Here is a 20,691-nt window from a genome sequence, read left to right on the forward strand (position 1 = left end):
GTGACGACGGTGTATCGGTAGGCTGAGGCGCATGCGGAAGCCGTGGTCGCTGGTTGCGGCGGCGCTGGTCGTGATCGCCGCGCTGGTCGCCGGATGTTCGTCGTCGAAGCAGGAGAGCGCCCCTCCGGTCACGCTGACCGGGGACTGGCACGGCGCTATCGAAGTGCCCGATCAGCCGCTGGCGGTGGGAGTCGACTTCGCCGCGGACGGCACGGCCACCATCGACATTCCGGCACAGGGGGTGGTGGACGGGCCGTTGAGCGAGGTGCGGACCGGCGCGGATGCCGTGACCTGGACGATCACCAAGATTCCGGGCAAGCCGTCGTTCCAGGGCGTCTACGACAAAGGCTCCGACAGCATCAAGGGACAGTTCACCCAGTCCGGGCAGTCGTTCCCGCTGACCCTGACCCACGGCAAGGTCGAGGGGCCGCCGCGGCCGCAGGAACCGAAGCCGCCCTACCCGTACAAATCCGAGGACGTCAGTTATCGCAGCGGCGACATCACGATCGCGGGGACGCTGACCGAGCCGCAGACGGGCGGACCGTTCCCGGCGGTGCTGCTGATCAACGGCAGCGGGGCCAACGACCGTGACGAGGAACTGCTGGGCCACAAGCCGTTCCTGCTGCTCGCCGACACCCTCACCCGCGCGGGGTACGCGGTGTTGCGTACCGACAAACGCGGTGTCGGGCAGACCGGCGGGCGTCTGAACAGCGCGACCTACAGCGATCTCGCCGGCGACATCGCCGCCGGAATGACCTTCCTGCGCGGGCGTTCCGATATCGACGCCACCCGGATCGGGCTGCTCGGGCACAGCGAAGGTGGGTACCTCGCGCCGCTCTACGCGCGGCGGCCCGACAGCGGGGTCGCCTTCGTGATCATGATGGCGGGCCCGGCTGTGCCCGGTTCCGAGGTGCTGCTGGAACAGAATCGGCTGATCCTGGCCGCGCAGGGCGCGACGCCGGAGCAGGTCGGCAAGCAGGTCGGGTTCACCTCGACGCTGTCGTCGGTGCTGTGCAAGGGCGATCTGGTGGCCGCCAAGGACTATGTGCGCCAGCACAATGACACCCTCCCCGCGGGCGAACAGCTCTCCGAGGAGGCCATGGACGAGTTGGTGTCGCCGTACATGGCGGCCCTGGTCTGCTACGACCCGGCCCCGGCGCTGTCGGCGCTGCGGGTTCCGGTGCTGGCGTTCTACGGCGGCAAGGATCTTCAGGTGCCGGCGGCCCAGAACGAGGGTCCGGCGCGGACGCTGCTGGCCGCGGATCCGGACGCGACCGTGACCGTGTTCGACGGTCTCAATCACCTGATGCAGCCCGCCGACAAGGGCACGCCGGACGAGTACGCCCGGATCGAGACCACCATCGACCCGCAGGTGCTGACCACCGTGACCGGCTGGCTGACCCAGCGCTTCCCGCCCGGCCACTGAACCGCCCGCTCGATTCGCCCGTATGGACCGAAAGAGTGGCAAACGAGCCAACCGATTGCGAGAGTGGTGTCGTGGGATTCTACGAGGATCGAGTCGTGCCCCGGCTGGTCGACCTGTGCTGCGGTGCGAAGAACATGAACGGCGAACGCAGGCGGGTCTGCGCCGGCCTCCACGGCCGGGTCGTCGAGATCGGCTTCGGATCAGGACGCAATGTGCCGTTCTATCCGGAGACGGTGAAGTCGGTGAGCGCGGTCGAGCCCGCCGATCTCGGCTGGCGGATGGCCGCCGGACGGGTGGCCGCGGCGACGGTTCCGGTGGAACGCGCCGGCCTGGACGGGCAGGCGCTGCCGTTCGCCGACGACAGTTTCGATTCCGCGCTGTCGACGTGGACGCTGTGCACGATTCCCGATGTCGACGCCGCGCTCGCCGAGGTGCGCCGGGTGCTGGTGCCCGGCGGCACATTCCATTTCGTCGAGCACGGACTGGCGCCGGATCCGGGTGTCCGGAAATGGCAGCACCGGCTGGATCGCCTGGAACAGGCGGTCGCCGGTGGCTGCCATCTCAACCGCGACATCCCCGGTCTGGTCGAAGCCGCGGGCTTCGAGATCCGCGATATCGACCGGTACTACCAGCAGGGCCCCAAGCCCTGGGTGGCGTTCTCGCTGGGCACCGCGGTCGCCCCGTGACGGCTATTCCGCCTGCGGCCAGCCGCCGTACGGCACGGTGATCAATTCCAGGTAGTGGCCGACGGGATCGAGGAAATAGATCCCCCGGCCCCCGTCATTGTGGTTGATCTCGTTGACGCCCTGCTGCCGCGGATCGGCCCAATACGTCATGCCGTACCGCTTGATCTTGGCGTACGCCGCATCGAACTCGTCCTCGGAAACCAGGAACGCGTAATGCTGCGGCTGCGGTTCGCCCTCGAAACCCGGTGGCAGATCGGCGAAGTCGAAGGTGACTCCGTTCCCGACGGAAATCGGAATGAACGGCCCGTACGGCTTGCCCACCTCCACCCCGAGGATATCCGCCCAGAATTCGGCGGAAACCCGATTGTCCGTGCACGCGACAATGGTGTGGTTGAACTGGATGGTGATAGGAATTCTCCTGTGTTCGTGGCGATCCCGACCCTGGACCGGTACAAGTCGGCCGACAGGAGCACCGCCACTGATTCGACGGTAACCAGGTGCCCGAGAATTCGCCAAGGGCGGTGTGGCGACCGTCACAGGAGAGGTCCGCGATCGAGCGGTCATGCGCGCCGGGGCGCGGAGTACTCCTGTTCCGGGCGGCCGGTGCTGCCGTAGCGCAGCTGCATTCGCAGGTCACCGGCACCGACCAGGTTCGCCAGATAGCGTTGCGCGGTGGCGCGGGAAATGCCGATGGCGGCCGCCACCTGAGCCGCCGACATCGCGACGTCGGCGTCGCGGACCGCTTGCAGCACCAGATCTTTCGTCGGCGAGGCCGCCGCCGCGCCGGTCGACACGCTGGTCGGGGACGCCGCGGGGCGCAGGGCCGTCAGTGCGGCATCGACATCGGCGGCGGCGACCTCCGGGCCCGCGAGCAGTCGCCGGTAGCGCGCGTATCCGGCCAGCCGGGTGGCGAGCACCGCGTGATCGAACGGCTTCACCAGATAACCCAGGGCGCCGGCCGACAGCGCCGCCCGGACCGTGGCCGATTCCGTTGCGGCGGTGAGCATCATGGCGTCGCAGGTGAGGTCGCGGACGAGGTCGACGCCGGAGCCGTCGGGCAGGTAGACGTCGACCAGTGCCAGATCGAACGCGCCCTCGGCCAGTGCGGTGCGTGCGGCGGCGATCGAGTTCACGGTCGCTCCGACCGTGAATCCCGGTAGTGCGGAGACGATTCCGGCGTGCAGGTTCGCGACGCGGAAGTCGTCGTCGACCACCAGGACGGTCAGTTCTCCTCGGCCCACGCCGGCTCCTCCTCGGTCAGTACGCCCGGCATTCGGGCGATGAACTCCGCGCCCCGCAGCCGGGGCTCCCCGTCCACCGCATCGTCGCGTACCCCACCGGGGTCGCCGAGCAGTACATCGCCACCGCGGGCGCGTGCCACCTGGCGAGCGAGCGCCAGACCCAGGCCGCGTCCGCCGGGTCCGCCGCCGGCTTTGGTCGAGACTCCCTCGGCGAAGATCGAATCCGCGAGCTCGGACGGTACGCCTGCCCCGCTGTCGGCCACCGCGAGGTGCACGGTGTCGCCGTCGCGCACCAACTCGACCTCCACCACGGGTTCGCGGCCGGCGGCCGGGGCGCTGCTCGCCGCGTCGATGGCGTTGTCGACGAGATTGCCGAGCACCGTCGTGACGTCCACGGGCGCGGCGAGATTCGCGTCGACCCAGGTGTTGGGGCCGAGGCGGAGGTGGACGCCCTGCTCGCGGGCGTGGGCGGCCTTGGCGGCCAGGAACGCTTGCAGGTACGGGTCTCTGATGGCGTCGAGGCCCGGCAGCGTCGTGCCGAGGGGTCCGGATCCCAGCAACTCCTCGACGTAGCGGGCGGCCTCGTCGGGGCGGCCGGTGTGAAGGAGGCCGTTGAGGAGGTGGAGACGGTTGGCGAACTCGTGGCGCTGGGCGCGCAGGACGGTGCTCATGGTGGAGACGGCGTCGAGCTGGCGGGTGAGGGATTCGACGTCGGTGCGGTCGCGGACCGACAGGACCGCGCCGAGGGCGCGGGTGTCGCGGGTGACGGCGCGGGCGGTGACGACCACGATGCGATCGCCGACGGCGGCCTGAACCGGGTTGCCGTCGGCGGCGCGGAAGGCTTGCAGGACACGGGGAGTCAGGCCGATGGAGTCGATACTGCTGCCGGGCGCGGGATCGATGCCGAGCAGGCGGCGGGCCTCGTCGTTGACGACGGTGATCCGGGATTTCGCGTCGGCGGCGACCACACCCTCGCCGATGCCGTGCAGGACCGCGTCCTGCTCACGGACGAGGTCGGCCAGATCGGCGGGTTCGAGACCGAGGGTCAGGCCGTGCCAGCGACGGGCCAGCAACACCGATCCGGCAATGCCCGCCAGCAGCGCGCCGCCGACCAGCAGACCGGCCCGGCGCAGATCCCGCAGCAGTTGTTCGTGCACGGCCGCGGTCGAGATGCCGACGCTCACCTCGCCCACGACCCGGCCGGGACCCGACCGCCCAGCCTGCGGATCCGGTTGCAGGACGGGCACTTTCGCCCGGACCGATTCGCCGAGGGTGCCGTGTTCCCGCATCACGACCTCGCCGCCGCCCAGGGCGCGGGAGGGGTCGGTGCTGACCATCTCACCGAGGCGGGCGCGGTCGGGGTGGGCCAGGCGGATGCCCGCGTCGTCGGTGATCACGACGAACAGCGCACCCGTGCGCAGCCGGGCGCTGTCGGCGATCCGCTCGAGTTCCCCGTCGGCCAGTTCCGATCTCAGTCCCGGACCAGCGGGAAGCGGGCTGTCCGCGTAGTGCGCGACGGCGGCGCGGACCTGCGGGTCGGAAGCGACGGTGCGGGCGATGGCCAGGGCGCGCTGCCCGTATTCACCGGAGAGGCGGTCGCCGCTGACGTACGCGAAGACGCCGAAGGCCAGGCCGACGGTCAGACCCACCACCGCGATCTGCAACAGCAGGATCTGCGTCCGGAGCCGGACGGAACGCGGGCCTGGCGATACCACGACGCCAGTGTAGACAACCCTCCGCAAACGCCTGAGCAGAATGCGCAAAACGGTCGAATCGCTGCTTGTGTGACTTGCGCGCACAACCGGGTGGAGTGTGACCCGGCACACGTAACTTCGCTTCGACGCCGCAGCGGCGGCACTGGAACGGAGCGGTAATGAGCACAACGACCACGGAGCGCGGTGGCACGACGCCACCGATCGAGCCGGCACCCCTGATCGAATTGCGCGGCGCGACCAAGCGGTTCCCCGGCAACAACGGCGGCATCCACACCGCGGTGCGCGACCTGAACTTCACCGTCGCCGCGGGCGAATTCGTCGCCGTCGTCGGCCCCACCGGCTGCGGCAAGTCCACCACCCTGTCGCTGGTGTCGGGCCTGGAACCGGCCTCGGCCGGCCGAACCCTGGTGCGCGGCAGGGACGTCCGTGGCATCCCGGACGGCGTCGGGTACATGTTCCAGCAGGACGCGGTGCTGCCGTGGAAGTCGGTGCTCGAGAACGTGGCGCTGGGCCCCAAGTTCCGGGGCGTCGGCAAGTCCGAGGCGCGGGAGCGGGCGGCCCGCTGGGTGCGCACGGTCGGGCTCGGCGGGTTCGAGAACTACTACCCGCATCAGCTGTCCGGCGGCATGCGCAAGCGGGTGGCCCTGGCCCAGACCCTGGTCAACGATCCCGAGATCATCCTCATGGACGAGCCGTTCAGCGCCCTGGACGTGCAGACCCGCCAGCTCATGCAGGACGAACTGCTGCGGGTGTGGTCGGGCTCGGACGGCTCCGAGGGCCGGGAGAAGGGCCGGGCGGCGGTCATTTTCGTGACCCACGACCTGGAGGAGGCCATCGCCCTCGCCGATCGGGTGGTCGTCATGACCGCGAGCCCCGCGACAGTCTGCGGCGACTTCCGAGTCACCCTGGACCGCCCGCGCGATGTCGAGGAGGTGCGGCTCACCGAGGAGTTCCGCGACCTCTACAAGGAGATCTGGGAAACGCTGCGCGATCAGGTCGAGGCGGCCCGCACGAAGGGAGCGACCCGTGTCGCTTGACGTTATGGACAAGACCGCCACCACCGCACCGGAATTCGAGGTGGAGACCGAGGAGCAGATCCTCGCGCGGGTCCGCTCGCAGGCGCGCAGGAACAAGATCCGCACCTGGGGTCTGCGCGCCCTGATCGTGGCCGTGTGGCTGGGTTCCTGGCAGCTCACCGCCACCTATTGGATCGACCCGTTCTTCTACTCCAAGCCCTCGCTGATCTGGGACCGCCTGGTCGAATGGTTCACCGAGGGAACCCAGTTCGGCTCGATCTGGCTGCAGCTGTACACCACCGTGCAGGAAGCGGTGCTGGGCTTCGCCATCGGCACCGTGGCGGGCATCGTGCTGGGCGTGCTGCTGGGCCGCTCCCGCTACTGGGCCGACGTGCTGGCCCCGTTCATCAAGGCGCTCAACGCGGTCCCGCGCATCGTGCTGGCCTCGCTGTTCATCATCTGGTTCGGCCTGGGCTTGCAGTCCAAGGTGGCGACGGTGGTCGTGCTGGTGTTCTTCGCGGTGTTCTTCAACGCCTTCACCGGCGCGCGTGAGGTGGACGGCAATGTCATCGACAATGCCCGCATCCTGGGCGCGAGCCGCCGTCAGGTGCTGGGCTCGATCGTGCTGCCCAGCGCCACCACCTGGATTCTGTCGTCGCTGCACACCGCATTCGGTTTCGCGCTGATCGGCGCGGTGGTCGGTGAGTACGCGGGCGCCGGCAAGGGTTTGGGCCTGCTGATCAGCAACGCGCAGGGCACATTCGACGCGGCGGGCATCTACGCGGGCATGATCATCATCACCGTGGTGGCGCTGGTCGCCGAGTGGCTGATCGGACTCGCGGAGAATCGGCTGCTGAAATGGCGGCCGTCGCAGGCCGGTTCGGGACACGGGATCTGAGCCATGAAGTACCGCAAGCATATCGCCGTGATCCTGCTCGCCATCGGCTCGCTGCTGCTGGCGACCGGTTGCCGCGACTCCCGCACCATTCCGACCGCTGACGGGCGGCCGCAGATCACCATCATGGTGGGCGGCCTGGAGAAGGTCATCTATCTGCCCGCCATGCTGACCGAGCGGCTCGGCTTCTTCCAGGCCAACGACCTCGACGTGCACCTGCTGGGTGAGCAGTCCGGCGCGAACGCCGAGACCGCGCTGCTCACCGGCGACGTGCAGGCCGTGGTCGGCTTCTACGACCACACCATCGACCTGCAGGCCAAGGACCAGTGCCTGAAGACCGTGGTGCAGTTCGCGGACGTACCCGGCGAGGTCGAGCTGGTATCACAGCAGGACGCCGCCGCCGTCAAGTCGCCCGCGGACTTCAAGGGCCGGAATCTGGGTGTCACGTCGCTGGGTTCGTCCACCGACTTCCTCACCCAGGCGCTGGCCGGGCAAGCCGGGCTCGGGACCTCCGACTACACGCGGGTGAAGGTCGGTGCGGGACAGACCTTCATCGCGGGCATGAACCACAACGGCATCGACGCGGGCATGACCACCGATCCGACCGTCGCCAAGATGGTCTCCTCCGGGGACGCCGAGGTGCTGGTGGACATGCGCAACGAACAGGGCACCCGGGCGGCGCTGGGCGGGCTGTATCCGGCCGCGTCGCTGTACATGCGCTGCGAGACCGTGCAGGCGCATCCGGACATCGTGCAGAAGCTCGCGAACGCGTTCGTGGAGACACTGCGCTGGATCAGATCCCACTCCCCCGAGGAGATCGCCGCCAAGATGCCCGCCCAATACGCGGGCGGCGATCCGAAGCTGTACGTCAAGTCCATCACCGACTCGATCAGCATGTTCAACGGTGACGGGCTGATGAAACGCGAAGGCGCGGAGAACGTCCTGCGCATCCTCGGCCGGTACTCCCGCAATGTGGCGCCCGTCCGGGACCGCATCGACCTGGACGCCACCTACACCAACGAGTTCGTCGGCAAGGCCCAGGGCGCACGCTGACCCTGACCGGCCGCCCGGCACCGCACACCACATGAGGGGGTGTGCGGTGCCGCGCTAGGCGGAGGTCTTCGCGGCGCGGCGGGAGCGGCGCAGGGCGTCGGCGGTGAAGATGGCCAGCGCCAGCCAGATCAGCGCGAAGCCCGCCCAGCGGGAGGCGGGCATCGGTTCGTGGCCGACCGCGACACCCCAGGTCAGCTGGAGCGCGGGCGTCAGATACTGCAGGATTCCCATGGTGGACAACGGGACTCGCGGTGCGGCCAGCGCGAACAGCACCAGCGGGACCAGGGTCACCGGACCGGTCAGCATGAGCAGTCCGGTGTGCCCGGCCGCGGAGCCGAACGTCGCGTTGCCGGTGAGCGCGATGACGATGACCGCGATCAACGCGAACGGCGCGGCCGCCAGCCCCTCCGCCGCCAGCCCGGGCAGCGCGTCCAGCCGGATCACTTTCTTCACCAGACCGTAGGTGGCGAACGAGCACGCCAGGATCAAGGCGATCCACGGCGGGCGCCCGTAGTCGACGGTCAGCACGATCACCGCGGTCGCGCCCAGCCCGAGCGCGACCCACTGCGGGGCGCGCAGTTTCTCGCGGAAGATGAGGACGCCGAACGCCACCGTCACCAGCGGATTGATGAAATAGCCGAGCGCGCACTCCACCACGTGATGCGAGATGACCCCGTACACGTAGGTGCCCCAGTTCAGCGAGATGGCGGCCGAGGCCACCGCCGCCAGCCGCCAGGTCCGCGCGTCGATCCGCCGCAGCTCCCCGAGCCGCCCGGCGACCAGCAGCGCCAGCAAGGCGACGACCAGGGTCCACAGGATCCGCTCGGCCAGCACCTCGCCCGCGCTCGCGAAGGACAGCAAACCGAAGAACGCGGGAAACAGACCCCACAGGAAGTACGCGCTGATCCCGAAAGCGATCCCGGTGTCCCGCTCCCCGTCGTGCCGCGCGAATCGGCCACGCCACCCGCGCTCGGCCGTCACCGTCGCGGTACCCGCGGCCGGGTGCGGGGCGGCGGACTTCGGATGCTGATGTCCTTCGGCCACCCAATTACGTTAGCGTGCGCAACAAGTCTATTTCGCCGCGATACCGCCGCGCCTTGTCCACCACCGCGCACAGCCCCAGCGCCGCCACGCAGCTCGACGCCGCCGGATGTCACGCGCCGCCTCGTCCCCAATCTGTGCCCTCTCCCACACCTCTTCACGGTGTCCGATTTGTCGGAGTTTGCCTGTGACCTGGCACGGCGCACATTTTCGACACCGCCGAATTCAGCTACATCTGGGTTAACGGCCCGGACGGGCTAGCCTGGTCGGCATGTCGATCACCGCGCAGGCAGCGAGTCCGCCGAGCCCACCCGCGCTGGGGCTCACCTCCGCCGAGGTGGAGCAGCGGCGGCGGGACGGGCTGACCAACGATGTGCCGGAACGGGCCAGCCGGTCGGTCAAGGACATCGTCAGGGCGAACGTCTTCACCCGGATCAACGCCATCCTCGGCGTGCTGTTCATCCTGGTGCTGGCCACCGGATCGATCATCGACGGCATGTTCGGCCTGCTGATCATCGCCAACAGCGCGGTGGGCATCATCCAGGAGATCCGGGCCAAGAACACCCTCGACAAGCTGGCCATCGTCGGTCAGGCCAAACCGATGGTGCGCCGCGACGGACAGGCCACCGCGGTCACGCCGCAGGAGGTCGTGCTCGACGACATCATCGAGCTCGGCCCCGGCGACCAGATCGTCGTCGACGGCGAGGTGATCGAGACCGAACTCCTCGAGGTCGACGAGTCGCTGCTCACCGGTGAGGCCGACCCGATCGACAAAACCCGTGGCGCGCAGATCATGTCGGGCAGCTTCGTGGTGTCCGGCAGCGGCGCCTACCGGGCCACCAAGGTCGGCAAGGACGCCTACGCCGCCAAACTCGCCGACGAGGCCAGCAAGTTCACCCTGGTCAAGTCCGAGCTGCGCAGCGGTATCGACACCATCCTGAAAGTCATTACCTACCTGCTGATTCCGGCGGGCCTGCTGTCCATCTACAACCAGCTGTTCTCCTCCAAGGAATCCTGGCGGCCCGCGGTCAACGGCATGGTCGCCGCTCTGGTGCCGATGGTGCCCGAGGGCCTGGTGCTGATGACCTCCATCGCCTTCGCCGTCGGCGTGGTCCGGCTCGGCGCGCGCAAGTGCCTGGTGCAGGAGCTGCCCGCCATCGAAGGCTTGGCCCGGGTGGACGTGGTGTGCGCCGACAAGACCGGCACCCTCACCGAGAACGGCATGCGGCTGGCCGAGGTCCGGCCGGTCGACGACGGCGGGCGCACGTCGGACCCGGCGAACGACGGCCAGGCCCCCGAAGAGTTGCGCCGCGTACTGGCCGCCCTCGCCGCCGACGACCCGCGCCCCAACGCGTCCGTGCTGGCCATCAAGGAAGCGCTGCCGGACGCCCCCGGCTGGCAGTCCACCGGTCTCGCGCCGTTCTCCTCCGCCAAGAAGTGGAGCGGCATGTCCTACGGCGAGCACGGCAACTGGCTGATGGGCGCGCCGGACGTGCTGCTGGACCCCGACACCGAGATCGCCGCCACCGCACAGGAGATCGGGGCCCAGGGCCTGCGCGTGCTGCTGCTGGCCCGCAGCGACCACCCGGTCGACGCGCCCGACGCGCCCGGCCAGGTCACCCCGGCGGCGCTGGTGGTGCTGGAGCAGAAGGTGCGGCCCGACGCCAAGGGCACCCTCGAATACTTCGCCTCCCAGCATGTTTCGACCAAGGTCATCTCCGGCGACAACGCGGTGTCGGTCGGCGCGGTCGCGTCCTCGCTCGGGCTGAGCGGCGGCGACGATCCGGTCGACGCGCGCACGCTGCCGACCGACCAGAACGAACTCGCCGACGTGCTCGACGAGAAGACCGTCTTCGGCCGGGTCCGCCCGGATCAGAAGCGCGCCATGGTCGGAGCCCTGCAATCGCGCGGGCACACCGTCGCCATGACCGGCGACGGCGTCAACGACGTGCTCGCCCTCAAGGACGCCGACATCGGCGTCGCCATGGGCTCGGGCAGCCCGGCCACCCGCTCGGTGGCGCAGATCGTGCTGCTGGACAACAAATTCGCGACCCTGCCGTACGTGGTGGCCGAGGGCCGCCGGGTGATCGGCAATATCGAGCGGGTCTCCAACCTGTTCCTCACCAAGACCGTCTACTCGGTGGTGCTGGCCTTCCTGGTCGGCATCGCGGGCATCGGGTCGCAGATCTTCCACTACAAGGCGATCGGCTACCCGTTCCTGCCCCGCCACGTGACGATCGCCGCCTGGTTCACCATCGGCATCCCGGCCTTCATCCTGTCGCTCGCGCCCAACAACGAGCGCGCCCGCACCGGATTCGTCGGCCGCGTCATGCGTTTGGCGATCCCGTCCGGCGTGGTGATCGGCGTGATGACGTTCATCTCCTACCTGATCGCCTACCGGGGACCCGACGCCGGGGACACCGCGAAGGTGCAGGCCGGCACGACGGCGCTGATCACGCTGCTGATCATCGCGGTGTGGGTGCTGGCCATCGTGGCCCGGCCGTGGAACTGGTGGAAGATCCTGCTGGTCGCGGGTTCCGTTGCGGGATACCTGATCCTGTTCGCGGTGCCGTTCACCCGGCACTTCTTCAAACTGGATCCGTCGAATGTCGCGCTGACCACCTCGGCGGTCGTGTGCGGCGCGATCGGCGTGGTGCTGGTCGAGGTGGCGTGGTGGCTCAGCGCCAAGTATCTCGGCGACACACCGCACAACGCACCGGCGGTCCTGGACGAAAACGACTGAATCGCACGATGTTCCGGAGCGGCGGCGCACCTCAGGGTGTGCCGCCGCTTCGCTGCTTCCAAACTGGTCGCATGGTTTGGCTCGCCGGGTGGTCGGCCGTCCTGGGCAGCGGTCGAAATCGCAGGTACCTTGTGCCCCATGGAGGTCTTGCTACATCAGCTCGACGCATTCGCCGACGCGCCGTTCTCCGGCAACCCCGCGGCGGTCATGCCGCTGCTGTCGTGGCTGCCCGACGAACTGCTGCAGCGGCTGGCCGAGGAGAACAACCTCGCCGAGACCGCCTTCTACACCTCCGCCCTACCCGCGGAAGCGGGTGTGCCGCCGGACAACTCGCCCGCCTTCCACCTGCGCTGGTTCACCCCCACCGTGGAGGTCGACCTGTGCGGACACGCCACCATGGCCACCGCCGCCCAGATCCTCGACGACATGCACCCCGGCGCGGACAGGGTGCATTTCTACACCCGCAGCGGCTGGCTGCGCGTCGACCGCGACCGCGACGACCTGGTGCTGGACCTGCCGTCGGTGGCATCGGTGGAAATCGATGCGCAGGAGGAACTTCCGCACCGGCTCGCCGAGGCGCTCGGCGTGCGGCCGCTGCGCGCGTTCGAGGGCACCGACGTGGTGCTGGTCGTCACCGCCGAACACGAAGTGCGCGAATCCCGCCCGAACTTCGCCGCCTTCCCCGACCTGAAACGCGCCGCCATCCTCACCGCCGAAGGCACCGAGGTGGACTTCGTCTCCCGCGTCTTCGCCCCCGGCCAGGGCATCCCCGAAGACCCGGTCACCGGTTCCGCGCACGCCCAGCTCACCCCGCTGTGGAGCCGCGAACTGGGCCGCACCAGCCTCACCGCCCGCCAGCTGTCCCGCCGCGGCGGCTCCCTGCGCTGCCACCTCACCGGCGACCGTGTCCGCCTCACCGGCCGCTGCCGCCGCTACCTGGACGGCGTCGTGCGCATCCCCGACTGAGAGCCCGGCACGGCCGGCCATACCCTCGTGCGGCCGGCCGATTCAGCACACGGTCAGCGGTTCCATCGGCGGCTGCGGGCCCTCCGGCGGGCCTCCCCGGTCGCGCCCCAGCGCCTCCAGGCGGCGGCTGCCGGTCATCACGGGTCAGCCGCGTCAGTGCGCGAGGATCTGCCGGGTGAGCGTGTCCAGGTCGTCGGCGCGGTAGCTCGGATAGCCGTGGACAATCTCCCGCCACTCCGCGGGCACGGCCGACGCGCCCCAACGGGCCCCGAGCAGTCCGCCCGCGATGGCCGCGGTGGTGTCGGTGTCGCCGCCCGCGCGGACCGCCAGTTCCAGTGCGGCCGGAAGGGTTTCGGCATGGGTGATCGCCCACCACGCGGTCTGCAGGGCGTGCACGACCCAGCCGTTCTTGGCGAAGTCGGCCGGGACGCCGCTTTCGGCCTTGTCCAGCAACGGTTCCCAGAAGCCGGTGTCCACCTGCGACAGCGCTTCCCGCAGGCCGTCGTAGGTGCCGAACAGCACGGCGTGGCGGATGGCGAGGGTCCAGAGTTTGCACGCTTGCATGGCCTGCATGTCGTAGTGGGTCAGCGAGCTCACCAGTTTGGCTGCCTTGCCGCACTTCTCGGCATCGTCGAGATAGGCGAGGGCAACCGGCGCGGTCCGCATGAGCGACCCGTTGCCCGCCTTGAGCCCCGGCAGATCGTGCGCCCGCAGCTGCATCGCGCGGCCGGTCCGATCGCGATGCTCGAGCACCTGCCGCGTCTGGTTCCCGATGTCGACGGGCTCGGCGTCCCACCACGCCACGAATTCGGCGGCCACCGCGTCCAGCCCTTCGGGGCTGCACAGGTCCCCTGCCACGGCCGCCGCACGCGCCACCGCGACCGCCATGGCGGTGTCGTCGGTCCACTCCCCCGGCGCCCACCGGAACGCGCCGCCGCCCTTCATCCGGATCTCCACGTCGGGACCGGGATGGGTGAACTCGTAGCCGGCACCTAGCGCGTCCCCCGCCGCGGTTCCCAACAGCACGCCCAAGGCCCGATCAGCCTGCTCCGGCGTCAATTCCATCCGCATTCGCCTCTTCCGCTCCGATGCCGTCGGCATCGATCCGTCACGCGTATCCGATCCACCACGACGTTACCCACCCCGAGGCCGCGCCGACCCGGGCATCCGCGGTCTTTACGGTTCTGGACTACCCTCGGAAATAGTCCGGTGCAGTGTCGCCGCCACAGTGTTCCGCGCACTCCCTCCCCACTCGGATGCAAGATCCGGAGGTTCTGCCGATGAAGAACCAACTCGCCGACCATCCCGCACAGACCGCCGCCGACCCCGTGTCCGCGCCGCTGGCCCCCGTTCCGGGCTCCGGCCACATCTTCGACGTCCATCGTCGCCTGAGCACCGTCGACATCGACGAGAGCCAGAATCTGCGCATCGACGGCATCGCCCGCCACCTCCAGGACGCCGGAGTCGACCATCTGATACAGGTCGGCGCCCTCGAATCCCACCCGCACTGGATCGTGCGGCGCACCGTCATCGACGTGCTGCGCCCGATCACCTGGCCCACCCGGCTGCGCGTGCGCCGCTGGTGCTCCGGCATCTCCCCGCGCTGGTGCACCATGCGCGTCCGCATCGACTCCGACACCGGCGGCCTCGTCGACACCGAGGGCTTCTGGATCCACATGAACAAACGGACCATGAGCCCGTCCCGCGTCGCCGACGAGTTCTTCGACCTCATGGCCACCACCACCGAGGACCACCGCCTGCGCTGGCGCCAATGGCTCGACACCCCCGCCCCCGCGGCCGACGGCACCCGATACCTCCTGCGCCGCACCGACACCGATCACTTCCGGCACATCACCAACACCGCCTACTGGCACGCCGTCCACGAATTCGCCGCCGACACACCCGAACTCACCCGGGGCCCGCACCGCTACATCCTCGAATACAACAAGCCCATCCGATTCGGCGAACCCCTCGACATCCACGCCGCCCCCACCCCCGAAGCCCTCACGCTCTGGTTCACCGTCGACCACGCCACGCGAGCCATCGCCCAACTCCACCCCCTGGAGGACGCCTGATGCTCCCCACCCCTGTCTCCGCCGAGGACCTCAACATCTACGGCCAGGCCGACCTGCCCTGGGACCGAGTCCGCAAAGCCCTCGACATGGCCATCGGCCTCCCCGAGACAGCCGAGTTCCTCGGCACGGTAAGCCCTTCCGGCAAGCCCAGCTCCGCGGGAATCGGCTGCGTCGAATCCGACGGCCATCTCTACTTCACGAGCGGACCGGCCACCAGGAAGTCCCGAAACCTGGCCTCGAACCCGGACTGCACGCTCTCGCTGCGCCTCCCCGGAGTGGACCTGGTCCTCTCCGGGGAGGCTCGGCAAGTCACGGACGCGGCCGAACTAGACCGCGTCACCGCTGTCTACCGCGCGGGCGGATGGCCCGCGGAACGATCGGGGGACGAGGTCACCGCCCCCTACAGCGCCCAGAGCGCGGGTCCCGCACCATGGCACCTGTACCGCTTCACCATCCACTCGGCCGTCGGGGTGGCGCTGACCGACCCACACGGGGCAACCCGCTGGCAGTTCGCGCACCGAGGGATGGCGTTGTCACAGGAGCACTCAGATGCACCAGACGACGCTACCGAGGTTGAAACACCACGCAGCTGATCCGAACGATCCGTCGATCGGAGTGGCGGAGGTCGCCGGCGGCGCCGCAGCGGCGGTGTCGGCACCGGCCGCGGGTGCGGCCAAGACCAGCAAGGGCGCCGCAAATACAGTCGCCGCTACGGTTTTCATGATCTTTCTAGACATTTTGCTTCCTTACCACGAGCTTTTGTGATGTCCGCGTCTACCAGGCTGCGCTGCCGAGCTAGCGGACTTGACCGCGATCGCGTCGCAGGCCGAATCGGCTCTGCGACACCCGATTGGCTCCTCGGTTCAGTAGTAATCCTTGTGAAGCACATGCCGCGTCCCGATCGGAACACGCAGTGGGGCCGGCCGAGAGCTACCGCATCGACCTGACCGAACAGGACGTCAAGTGGAACGACGCCGGGTAAGAGCATACTCCTGGCTACCAAGCGATTTGGACGGAGCGGGCAGATTTAGTTGATGAAGATTCTGCAAAGTCGAGCGTCCGGGAACCGGTCAGCCGGCGGGGACTGGGCCGTCATCGGGGCCCGGGACCGCGGCCTCACGTTGCTCGGGCAGCAATGGCGAGACGGCGAAGACGGCGGCGGAGGCGTCGGCCGGTAGCGCCTCGACGGCGCGGATTCCGGGACGGCCCGCCACGGTTCGCAGCCGGTCGAGGGAGCCGTGGACGACCACGCCCACGACGCACGCGCAGCCGGCGCGAAGCCTGGCGGAGACGAGATCCCTGACCTGCGTGGAGCGGGAATCGAAGGTGGGGGTCGATTCCATCTGGGCGGCGGCCGATTTCACCGAGGCGACCGCGACGGCCTCACCCGATGGCACGCCGACCGCGATGATGGGTGTCGCGACCCGGTCCACCCACACGTGATAGTCGACCTCCGAGATACGCAGGCCCGCACTGAATTCCGGGATCCGGTCGGCGGCGACGCCGTCGGTGAAGGACAACAGGGCCCAGTGGTCTCCGGAGTCGCTGCCCTCCAAGGATTTCCGGGCGCGCGTCAGGTAATCGGCCACCGGCTCACCGCTTTCCGGTCCCAGCCGGTCGGTCGCGATGATCCCCGGCCGAGGCGGGTTCGCCCAGCCCAGCACGAGGATCAGGACGACGAGAAGCACCGCCGCCGTGGCGATCCCGGCGCGACGCAGGGTCGGGCCTGCCGCGCCGCGCGGCCGCGGTGCATCCACTCGGAGCTCCGATCAGTGCTGACGCAGGACGTCGAGCGCGTGTTCCAGGTCGGCGGGGTATTCGCTGGTGATCTCGACCCAGCGGCCGTCGGCGGGATGGTTGAAGCCCAGCCGGCGGGCGTGCAGCCACTGCCGCTCCAGGCCCAGGCGTTCGGCCAGGCGCGGGTCCGCGCCGTAGGTGAGGTCACCACAGCAGGGGTGACGCACGGCCGAGAAGTGCACGCGGATCTGGTGGGTGCGACCGGTTTCCAGATGGATGTCGAGCAGGCTGGCGGCCTGGAAGGCCTCGACCGTGTCGTAGTGGGTGACCGACGGACGGCCGTCGGCGGTGACCGCGAACTTCCAGTCGTTGCCGCGGGCGCGGCCGATGGGGGCGTCGATGGTGCCGCTCGACGGATCCGGATGGCCTTGCACCAGAGCGTGATAGCGCTTCTCGACGGTGCGGTACTTGAAGGCGCGCTTGAGCTGGGTGTAGGCGTGCTCGGACTGCGCGACCACCATCACGCCGGAGGTGCCGACGTCGAGGCGGTGCACGATGCCCTGACGCTCGTGGGCGCCCGAGGTGGAGATGCGATAGCCCATCGCGGCCAGACCACCGACCACGGTGGGGCCGGTCCAGCCGACACCGGTGTGCGCGGCCACGCCGACCGGCTTGTCCACGGCCACGATGTCGTCGTCGGCGTAGAGGATCTTCATGCCCTCGACCGGGGTCGCCTCGACGGTGAGTTCGCGCTTGGGCTCGGGGAATTCGACCTCCAGCCAGGCACCGGCCGTGAGCCGATCCGACTTTCCGGCCGCGACGCCGTCGAGCTGCACCGAACCGTCCTCGGTCATGGCCGCCACCGCGGTGCGGGACAGGCCCAGCAGCCGCGACAGCCCGGCGTCGACACGCATGCCGTCCAGGCCGTCGGGCACGGGCATACTGCGGGTCTCCCTCATGCCGCCTTCCCCTCCGCGGTCGTCGCGGGCGCGCGGTGCATGCGGGTGCCGTCGGGTTCGAAACCGAACACCGTCAACGCCACCAGCAGGATCGCGCCGCACACGATCGCCGAATCGGCCACATTGAACACCGGCCACCAGCCGACCGCCACGAAATCCACCACGTGACCCTGCAGCGGGCCGGGCGCGCGGAACAGGCGATCGATGAGATTGCCGAGCGCGCCGCCCAGCACCAGGCCCAGTCCGATGGCCCACGGCAGCGAACGCAGGGTGCGGCCGATCCGGATCACGCCGATCACCACGGCGGCGGCGATCAGGGTCAGCAGCCAGGTCATGCCGGTGGCCATGGAGAACGCCGCGCCCGGGTTGCGGACCAGGGACAGCCGCGCCCAGTCGCCGATCAGATAGATCGGCTTGCCGGGGGTCATGGTGGAGACCACGATCGTCTTGGTCAGCAGATCCAGACCGAGCACCACCGCGGCGAGCACCAGCAGATTGCGCAGGCGCAGCGGCTGCGACGCGGTCTCGGAGGTGGCGCTGTCCGACTCGGCGGCGTCGCCGGCGGGGGAAGCCTCGGCATCGATCGCGGGAACGGTCTCCCCTGGCGACTTGTCTGGTTCCTCAGCGCCCGTTTCGCGCGGCCGGTCGGTACTCACCCTGACATCATTCCTTATCCGCGCCCGGGGACTCCGAACGGTCCGGGCCCGGCGGCTCCGAACCGCCGCGCGGGCCGAGCCGGGGCCCGTCCCGGCGAACCGAAACGGCGGCCGCACAGGATCCCAGCTGTTTTTCAGGAACCCGTCGTAACCTGTTCGACGTGACGGTGTTGTCTTCCTCCCCCAGCTCGGCGAACGCCACCGCACCCTGTTCCGGACCCCCGCGACCGCCTCGCCGCGGGAGCGCCCGCGGCCACCGTTCCGGGGTGCTACTGCTGGTCCTCGCGGTCACCCTGACCGCCTTCGGCGTCGGCTGCAGCGACCCGTCGGAGACCACGGCCGAAGGCGACGGCACCGAGCCGGTGGGCATCAACAAAGAGGTCACCATGCCCATCGAGGCCGTGACCACCACCGTCGTCAACCCGGGCGCCGAACCCCGCTCGCCGCTGCGCCGCACCCTCGAACCGGGCACCAGCCAGCAGGTGACGCTGAGCACCGAGCACCACATCGAGCAGCAGATCAATCAGCAGGCGCAGCGCGACATCTCCCCGCCCGCGGTCACCATCCCGCTGACCGCGCAGGCCGGGGCCGACGGGGTCGAACTGACCGTCGGCAATGTCACCTCCCCCGACCCGACCCTGGCCCAGGCGCTGACGCACGCCGACGGATCCCACGTCGGTTTCGACGTGAGCGAGCTGGGCGCGATCACCGCACTCAAGCTGGCCCCCAAACCGGCCACCTCCGACGCCGCGCGCGCCGCGCTGGAGCAGTCGTTCTATCAGGCCGTGTACCAGTCCATCGCCTTCCCGACCGAGGCCGTCGGCGTGGGCGCGGTATGGACCGTGCGGCAACAGGTTTCCGGGAGCGTCCCGCTCGAGCAGGTGACCACCTGCACCCTCACCGCCCGCGAGGGCAACGAACTCACCATCGAACTGAACGTGGTGCAGAGCCCGAAGTCCGCGGTGTGGCATCTGCCCAACGAGGCCGGCCAGCTCGAGATCGTCGACTACCTGATGCACGGCACCGGGACCATCGCCGTGGATCTGGGCTTGCCGCTCCCGGTTTCCGGCCAGGTGGAAGTCGGCGGCAACCAGACCTACCGCGACCCGCGCAGCGCGGTGACCCTGCGCCAGACGCTGCGCACGGAGGTGCAGTGGGGAGCCTGACACGGCTGGCATTGCTGGCGGGGGCGCTGGCGCTGACCGCCACCGCGTGCGGGAACAGCAAGGACTCCGGGGGCCCGCTGCCCAGCCTGGGCCCGGCCGTGCAGCCGACGCAGTCGCCCGGCGGCGCACCGGTTCTCGACGAGTACACGCTGCGCTCGGATCTGCTGGATCTGACGGCCATGCCCGCGGGGTTCACCGCCCTGGACGACCCGCCGCCCGGCGCGTCGGGCGGCGCGGGCGCGAAGACCGATCCCGCGCAGTGCGCGAAGGTGCTGGAAGCCATCGCGGTGCAGGCGCCCGGCGCGGCGGCGCGCGCGGCGGCCCAGTTCGGCGGGATGAACTTCGCCAGTGTCGACATCGACGCGGCGTCCTATGCGAACGGCGGCGCGGCCCAGGCCTTTTCCGCCGCCCAGTCGCTGCTGACCGGATGCACGAAGTACTCGGGCACCGATGCCGACAACACCAAGGTCGAATTCCGGCTGGGTGGTCTGAGTCAGCCGCAGGCCGGGGACGGATCGACCGCGTTCCAGGTCCGGACCACCAGCGAGGGACTCACCCTCTACACCGACGTGAGCATCACGCTGGTGGGCTCGACAGTCGTGCAGATCGCCTACTCCGACGCCAAGGAACCCGATCCACAGCAGCTCAGCGCCATGACGGCGGCCCAGGTGCGGAAACTGCGGGGAGCCGCGGGACCCTAGGTGTCGCCGGTCACCGGGCATAGGCTTGGACGCGTCCGGCAACAACCTCGACAGGAGGTTTCCGATGTCCGATGTCACACCCATTCCCGATGGTTATCCCACCGTGTGTCCCGCGCTCGCCTGCAATGGCGCCGCCCGGGCGATCGATTTCTACAAGCACGTGTTCGGCGCCGACGAGCGCTTCCGCATGCCCGGCCCGGACGGCACCATCGCGCACTGCGAAATGCAGTTCGGCACTTCGGTGATCATGCTCGGCGACCCGGCCCCGGCCATGGGGTTCCTGGATCCCCGCACGGTCGGCGGCACGCCGGTCAACCTCTATGTCTACGTCGACGACGTGGACGCCGCCCATGCCGCCGCCCTGTCCGCGGGCGCGCGGGAGCTGCAGGCCCCGGAGAACCAGTTCTACGGCGACCGCACCTCCGGCATCGAGGATCCCTGGGGGCACCGCTGGACCCTCGCCCTGCACGTCGAGGACGTGGATCCGGAGGAGATGGCCAAGCGCATGGCGGCCATGCAGGGCTGAGCCCCGCCGGCACCACCGGGGTCGAGCCCCCGAAAACGACACCGCACCCGCTTCCGTCGGGAAGCGGGTGCGGTTCGCGGTCATCGCGT

The 20,691-nt window shown here is 69.5% G+C and carries 20 protein-coding genes and 1 pseudogene; 13 read left to right on the forward strand and 8 right to left on the reverse strand.

Going from position 1 to position 20,691, the window contains the following annotated elements; genetic code table 11:
• The first annotated feature begins 31 nt into the window (after positions 1 to 31).
• On the forward strand, positions 32 to 1,426 hold the full coding sequence (locus tag ABZ412_RS31165) for an alpha/beta fold hydrolase (RefSeq protein WP_357287337.1): 1,395 nt from the start codon (positions 32 to 34) through the stop codon (positions 1,424 to 1,426).
• A gap of 71 nt (positions 1,427 to 1,497) precedes the next feature.
• Positions 1,498 to 2,112, forward strand: a complete 615-nt coding sequence (locus tag ABZ412_RS31170) for a class I SAM-dependent methyltransferase (protein ID WP_357287340.1) — start codon at positions 1,498 to 1,500, stop codon at positions 2,110 to 2,112.
• Between the two features lie 3 nt (positions 2,113 to 2,115).
• Here the strand turns inward: ABZ412_RS31170 and ABZ412_RS31175 are convergent, their stop codons facing one another.
• The 3 genes from ABZ412_RS31175 to ABZ412_RS31185 form a co-directional block, all read right to left on the reverse strand.
• Positions 2,116 to 2,520 carry a VOC family protein gene (locus ABZ412_RS31175; RefSeq protein ID WP_357287451.1) on the reverse strand — a complete coding sequence of 135 codons (405 nt, stop codon included), beginning with the start codon at positions 2,518 to 2,520 and terminating at the stop codon, positions 2,116 to 2,118.
• Between the two features lie 152 nt (positions 2,521 to 2,672).
• Positions 2,673 to 3,353 carry a response regulator gene (locus ABZ412_RS31180; RefSeq protein WP_357287343.1) on the reverse strand — a complete coding sequence of 227 codons (681 nt, stop codon included), beginning with the start codon at positions 3,351 to 3,353 and terminating at the stop codon, positions 2,673 to 2,675.
• A complete protein-coding gene (locus tag ABZ412_RS31185; RefSeq protein WP_357287346.1) occupies positions 3,335 to 5,068 on the reverse strand; it encodes a sensor histidine kinase in 1,734 nt (577 codons plus the stop codon). The genes ABZ412_RS31180 and ABZ412_RS31185 overlap by 19 nt, the downstream gene beginning before the upstream one ends.
• Before the next feature lie 158 nt (positions 5,069 to 5,226).
• Between ABZ412_RS31185 and ABZ412_RS31190 the strand changes: the two genes are divergently transcribed.
• Genes ABZ412_RS31190 through ABZ412_RS31200 form a run of 3 tightly spaced genes read left to right on the forward strand, consistent with a single transcriptional unit; the run spans position 5,227 to position 8,032 of the window.
• Positions 5,227 to 6,105: an ABC transporter ATP-binding protein gene (locus ABZ412_RS31190; protein WP_357287349.1), complete on the forward strand. Its 879-nt coding sequence runs from the start codon at positions 5,227 to 5,229 to the stop codon at positions 6,103 to 6,105.
• Complete coding sequence (locus tag ABZ412_RS31195) at positions 6,095 to 6,982, forward strand: ABC transporter permease (RefSeq protein WP_357287352.1); 888 nt, start codon at positions 6,095 to 6,097, stop codon at positions 6,980 to 6,982. Before ABZ412_RS31190 ends, ABZ412_RS31195 begins: the two co-directional genes overlap by 11 nt.
• Before the next feature lie 3 nt (positions 6,983 to 6,985).
• Positions 6,986 to 8,032, forward strand: coding sequence for an ABC transporter substrate-binding protein (locus ABZ412_RS31200; protein ID WP_357287355.1), 1,047 nt, complete (start codon positions 6,986 to 6,988; stop codon positions 8,030 to 8,032).
• Positions 8,033 to 8,086: 54 nt separating this feature from the next.
• Here ABZ412_RS31200 and rarD read toward each other — a convergent pair whose 3' ends face one another.
• Positions 8,087 to 9,013: an EamA family transporter RarD gene (gene rarD / locus ABZ412_RS31205; protein ID WP_357287453.1), complete on the reverse strand. Its 927-nt coding sequence runs from the start codon at positions 9,011 to 9,013 to the stop codon at positions 8,087 to 8,089.
• 331 nt (positions 9,014 to 9,344) lie between these two features.
• Between rarD and ABZ412_RS31210 the strand changes: the two genes are divergently transcribed.
• Both ABZ412_RS31210 and ABZ412_RS31215 read left to right on the forward strand, forming a co-directional pair.
• Positions 9,345 to 11,816: a cation-translocating P-type ATPase gene (locus ABZ412_RS31210; RefSeq protein ID WP_357287358.1), complete on the forward strand. Its 2,472-nt coding sequence runs from the start codon at positions 9,345 to 9,347 to the stop codon at positions 11,814 to 11,816.
• A gap of 138 nt (positions 11,817 to 11,954) precedes the next feature.
• Positions 11,955 to 12,782 carry a PhzF family phenazine biosynthesis protein gene (locus tag ABZ412_RS31215; protein WP_357287360.1) on the forward strand — a complete coding sequence of 276 codons (828 nt, stop codon included), beginning with the start codon at positions 11,955 to 11,957 and terminating at the stop codon, positions 12,780 to 12,782.
• Between the two features lie 153 nt (positions 12,783 to 12,935).
• On the opposite strand, the gene ABZ412_RS31220 is transcribed toward ABZ412_RS31215, so the two are convergent.
• Positions 12,936 to 13,847, reverse strand: a complete 912-nt coding sequence (locus ABZ412_RS31220; protein WP_357287363.1) for an ADP-ribosylglycohydrolase family protein — start codon at positions 13,845 to 13,847, stop codon at positions 12,936 to 12,938.
• Positions 13,848 to 14,062: 215 nt separating this feature from the next.
• On the opposite strand from ABZ412_RS31220, the gene ABZ412_RS31225 reads away from it, so the two are divergent.
• From ABZ412_RS31225 to ABZ412_RS31235, 3 genes are read left to right on the forward strand one after another with little or no spacing between them, the layout of a single operon-like run.
• The gene (locus tag ABZ412_RS31225) at positions 14,063 to 14,857 is read left to right on the forward strand and encodes an acyl-ACP thioesterase domain-containing protein (RefSeq protein ID WP_357287366.1); all 795 of its coding nucleotides are present in this window, start codon (positions 14,063 to 14,065) and stop codon (positions 14,855 to 14,857) included.
• Positions 14,857 to 15,450, forward strand: coding sequence for a pyridoxamine 5'-phosphate oxidase family protein (locus ABZ412_RS31230; protein WP_357287368.1), 594 nt, complete (start codon positions 14,857 to 14,859; stop codon positions 15,448 to 15,450). Before ABZ412_RS31225 ends, ABZ412_RS31230 begins: the two co-directional genes overlap by 1 nt.
• Positions 15,431 to 15,622 carry a hypothetical protein gene (locus ABZ412_RS31235; protein ID WP_357287371.1) on the forward strand — a complete coding sequence of 64 codons (192 nt, stop codon included), beginning with the start codon at positions 15,431 to 15,433 and terminating at the stop codon, positions 15,620 to 15,622. The genes ABZ412_RS31230 and ABZ412_RS31235 overlap by 20 nt, the downstream gene beginning before the upstream one ends.
• 305 nt (positions 15,623 to 15,927) lie before the next feature.
• On the opposite strand, the gene ABZ412_RS31240 is transcribed toward ABZ412_RS31235, so the two are convergent.
• The 3 genes from ABZ412_RS31240 to lspA are packed head-to-tail and all read right to left on the reverse strand — an operon-like array spanning position 15,928 to position 18,209.
• Complete coding sequence (locus tag ABZ412_RS31240; protein WP_357287374.1) at positions 15,928 to 16,614, reverse strand: hypothetical protein; 687 nt, start codon at positions 16,612 to 16,614, stop codon at positions 15,928 to 15,930.
• 12 nt (positions 16,615 to 16,626) lie between these two features.
• On the reverse strand, positions 16,627 to 17,553 hold the full coding sequence (locus tag ABZ412_RS31245; RefSeq protein ID WP_357287377.1) for an RluA family pseudouridine synthase: 927 nt from the start codon (positions 17,551 to 17,553) through the stop codon (positions 16,627 to 16,629).
• A complete protein-coding gene (lspA, locus tag ABZ412_RS31250) occupies positions 17,550 to 18,209 on the reverse strand; it encodes a signal peptidase II (protein ID WP_357287380.1) in 660 nt (219 codons plus the stop codon). The genes ABZ412_RS31245 and lspA overlap by 4 nt, the downstream gene beginning before the upstream one ends.
• Before the next feature lie 957 nt (positions 18,210 to 19,166).
• Between lspA and ABZ412_RS31255 the strand changes: the two are divergent.
• The 3 genes and pseudogenes from ABZ412_RS31255 to ABZ412_RS31265 form a co-directional block, all read left to right on the forward strand.
• Positions 19,167 to 19,223 (forward strand): annotated as a pseudogene (locus tag ABZ412_RS31255) (hypothetical protein); the annotation flags it as partial.
• A 139-nt stretch (positions 19,224 to 19,362) separates the two neighbouring features.
• On the forward strand, positions 19,363 to 20,076 hold the full coding sequence (locus tag ABZ412_RS31260) for a hypothetical protein (RefSeq protein ID WP_357287383.1): 714 nt from the start codon (positions 19,363 to 19,365) through the stop codon (positions 20,074 to 20,076).
• Positions 20,077 to 20,140: 64 nt separating this feature from the next.
• Positions 20,141 to 20,602: a VOC family protein gene (locus ABZ412_RS31265; RefSeq protein WP_357287386.1), complete on the forward strand. Its 462-nt coding sequence runs from the start codon at positions 20,141 to 20,143 to the stop codon at positions 20,600 to 20,602.
• The last annotated feature ends 89 nt before the right edge of the window (positions 20,603 to 20,691 follow it).

The organism is Nocardia sp. NPDC005746, assembly GCF_040630785.1.
Lineage (GTDB): Bacteria > Actinomycetota > Actinomycetes > Mycobacteriales > Mycobacteriaceae > Nocardia.

Coding starts and splice junctions, on each gene's coding strand:
- ABZ412_RS31165 (WP_357287337.1), top strand. CDS start 32: ATGCGGAAGCCGTGGTCGCTGGTTGCGGCGGCGCTGGTCGTGATCGCC.
- ABZ412_RS31190 (WP_357287349.1), top strand. CDS start 5,227: ATGAGCACAACGACCACGGAGCGCGGTGGCACGACGCCACCGATCGAG.
- ABZ412_RS31200 (WP_357287355.1), top strand. CDS start 6,986: ATGAAGTACCGCAAGCATATCGCCGTGATCCTGCTCGCCATCGGCTCG.
- ABZ412_RS31210 (WP_357287358.1), top strand. CDS start 9,345: ATGTCGATCACCGCGCAGGCAGCGAGTCCGCCGAGCCCACCCGCGCTG.
- ABZ412_RS31215 (WP_357287360.1), top strand. CDS start 11,955: ATGGAGGTCTTGCTACATCAGCTCGACGCATTCGCCGACGCGCCGTTC.
- ABZ412_RS31220 (WP_357287363.1), bottom strand. CDS start 13,847: ATGGAATTGACGCCGGAGCAGGCTGATCGGGCCTTGGGCGTGCTGTTG.
- ABZ412_RS31225 (WP_357287366.1), top strand. CDS start 14,063: ATGAAGAACCAACTCGCCGACCATCCCGCACAGACCGCCGCCGACCCC.
- ABZ412_RS31230 (WP_357287368.1), top strand. CDS start 14,857: ATGCTCCCCACCCCTGTCTCCGCCGAGGACCTCAACATCTACGGCCAG.
- ABZ412_RS31245 (WP_357287377.1), bottom strand. CDS start 17,553: ATGAGGGAGACCCGCAGTATGCCCGTGCCCGACGGCCTGGACGGCATG.
- ABZ412_RS31265 (WP_357287386.1), top strand. CDS start 20,141: ATGTCCGATGTCACACCCATTCCCGATGGTTATCCCACCGTGTGTCCC.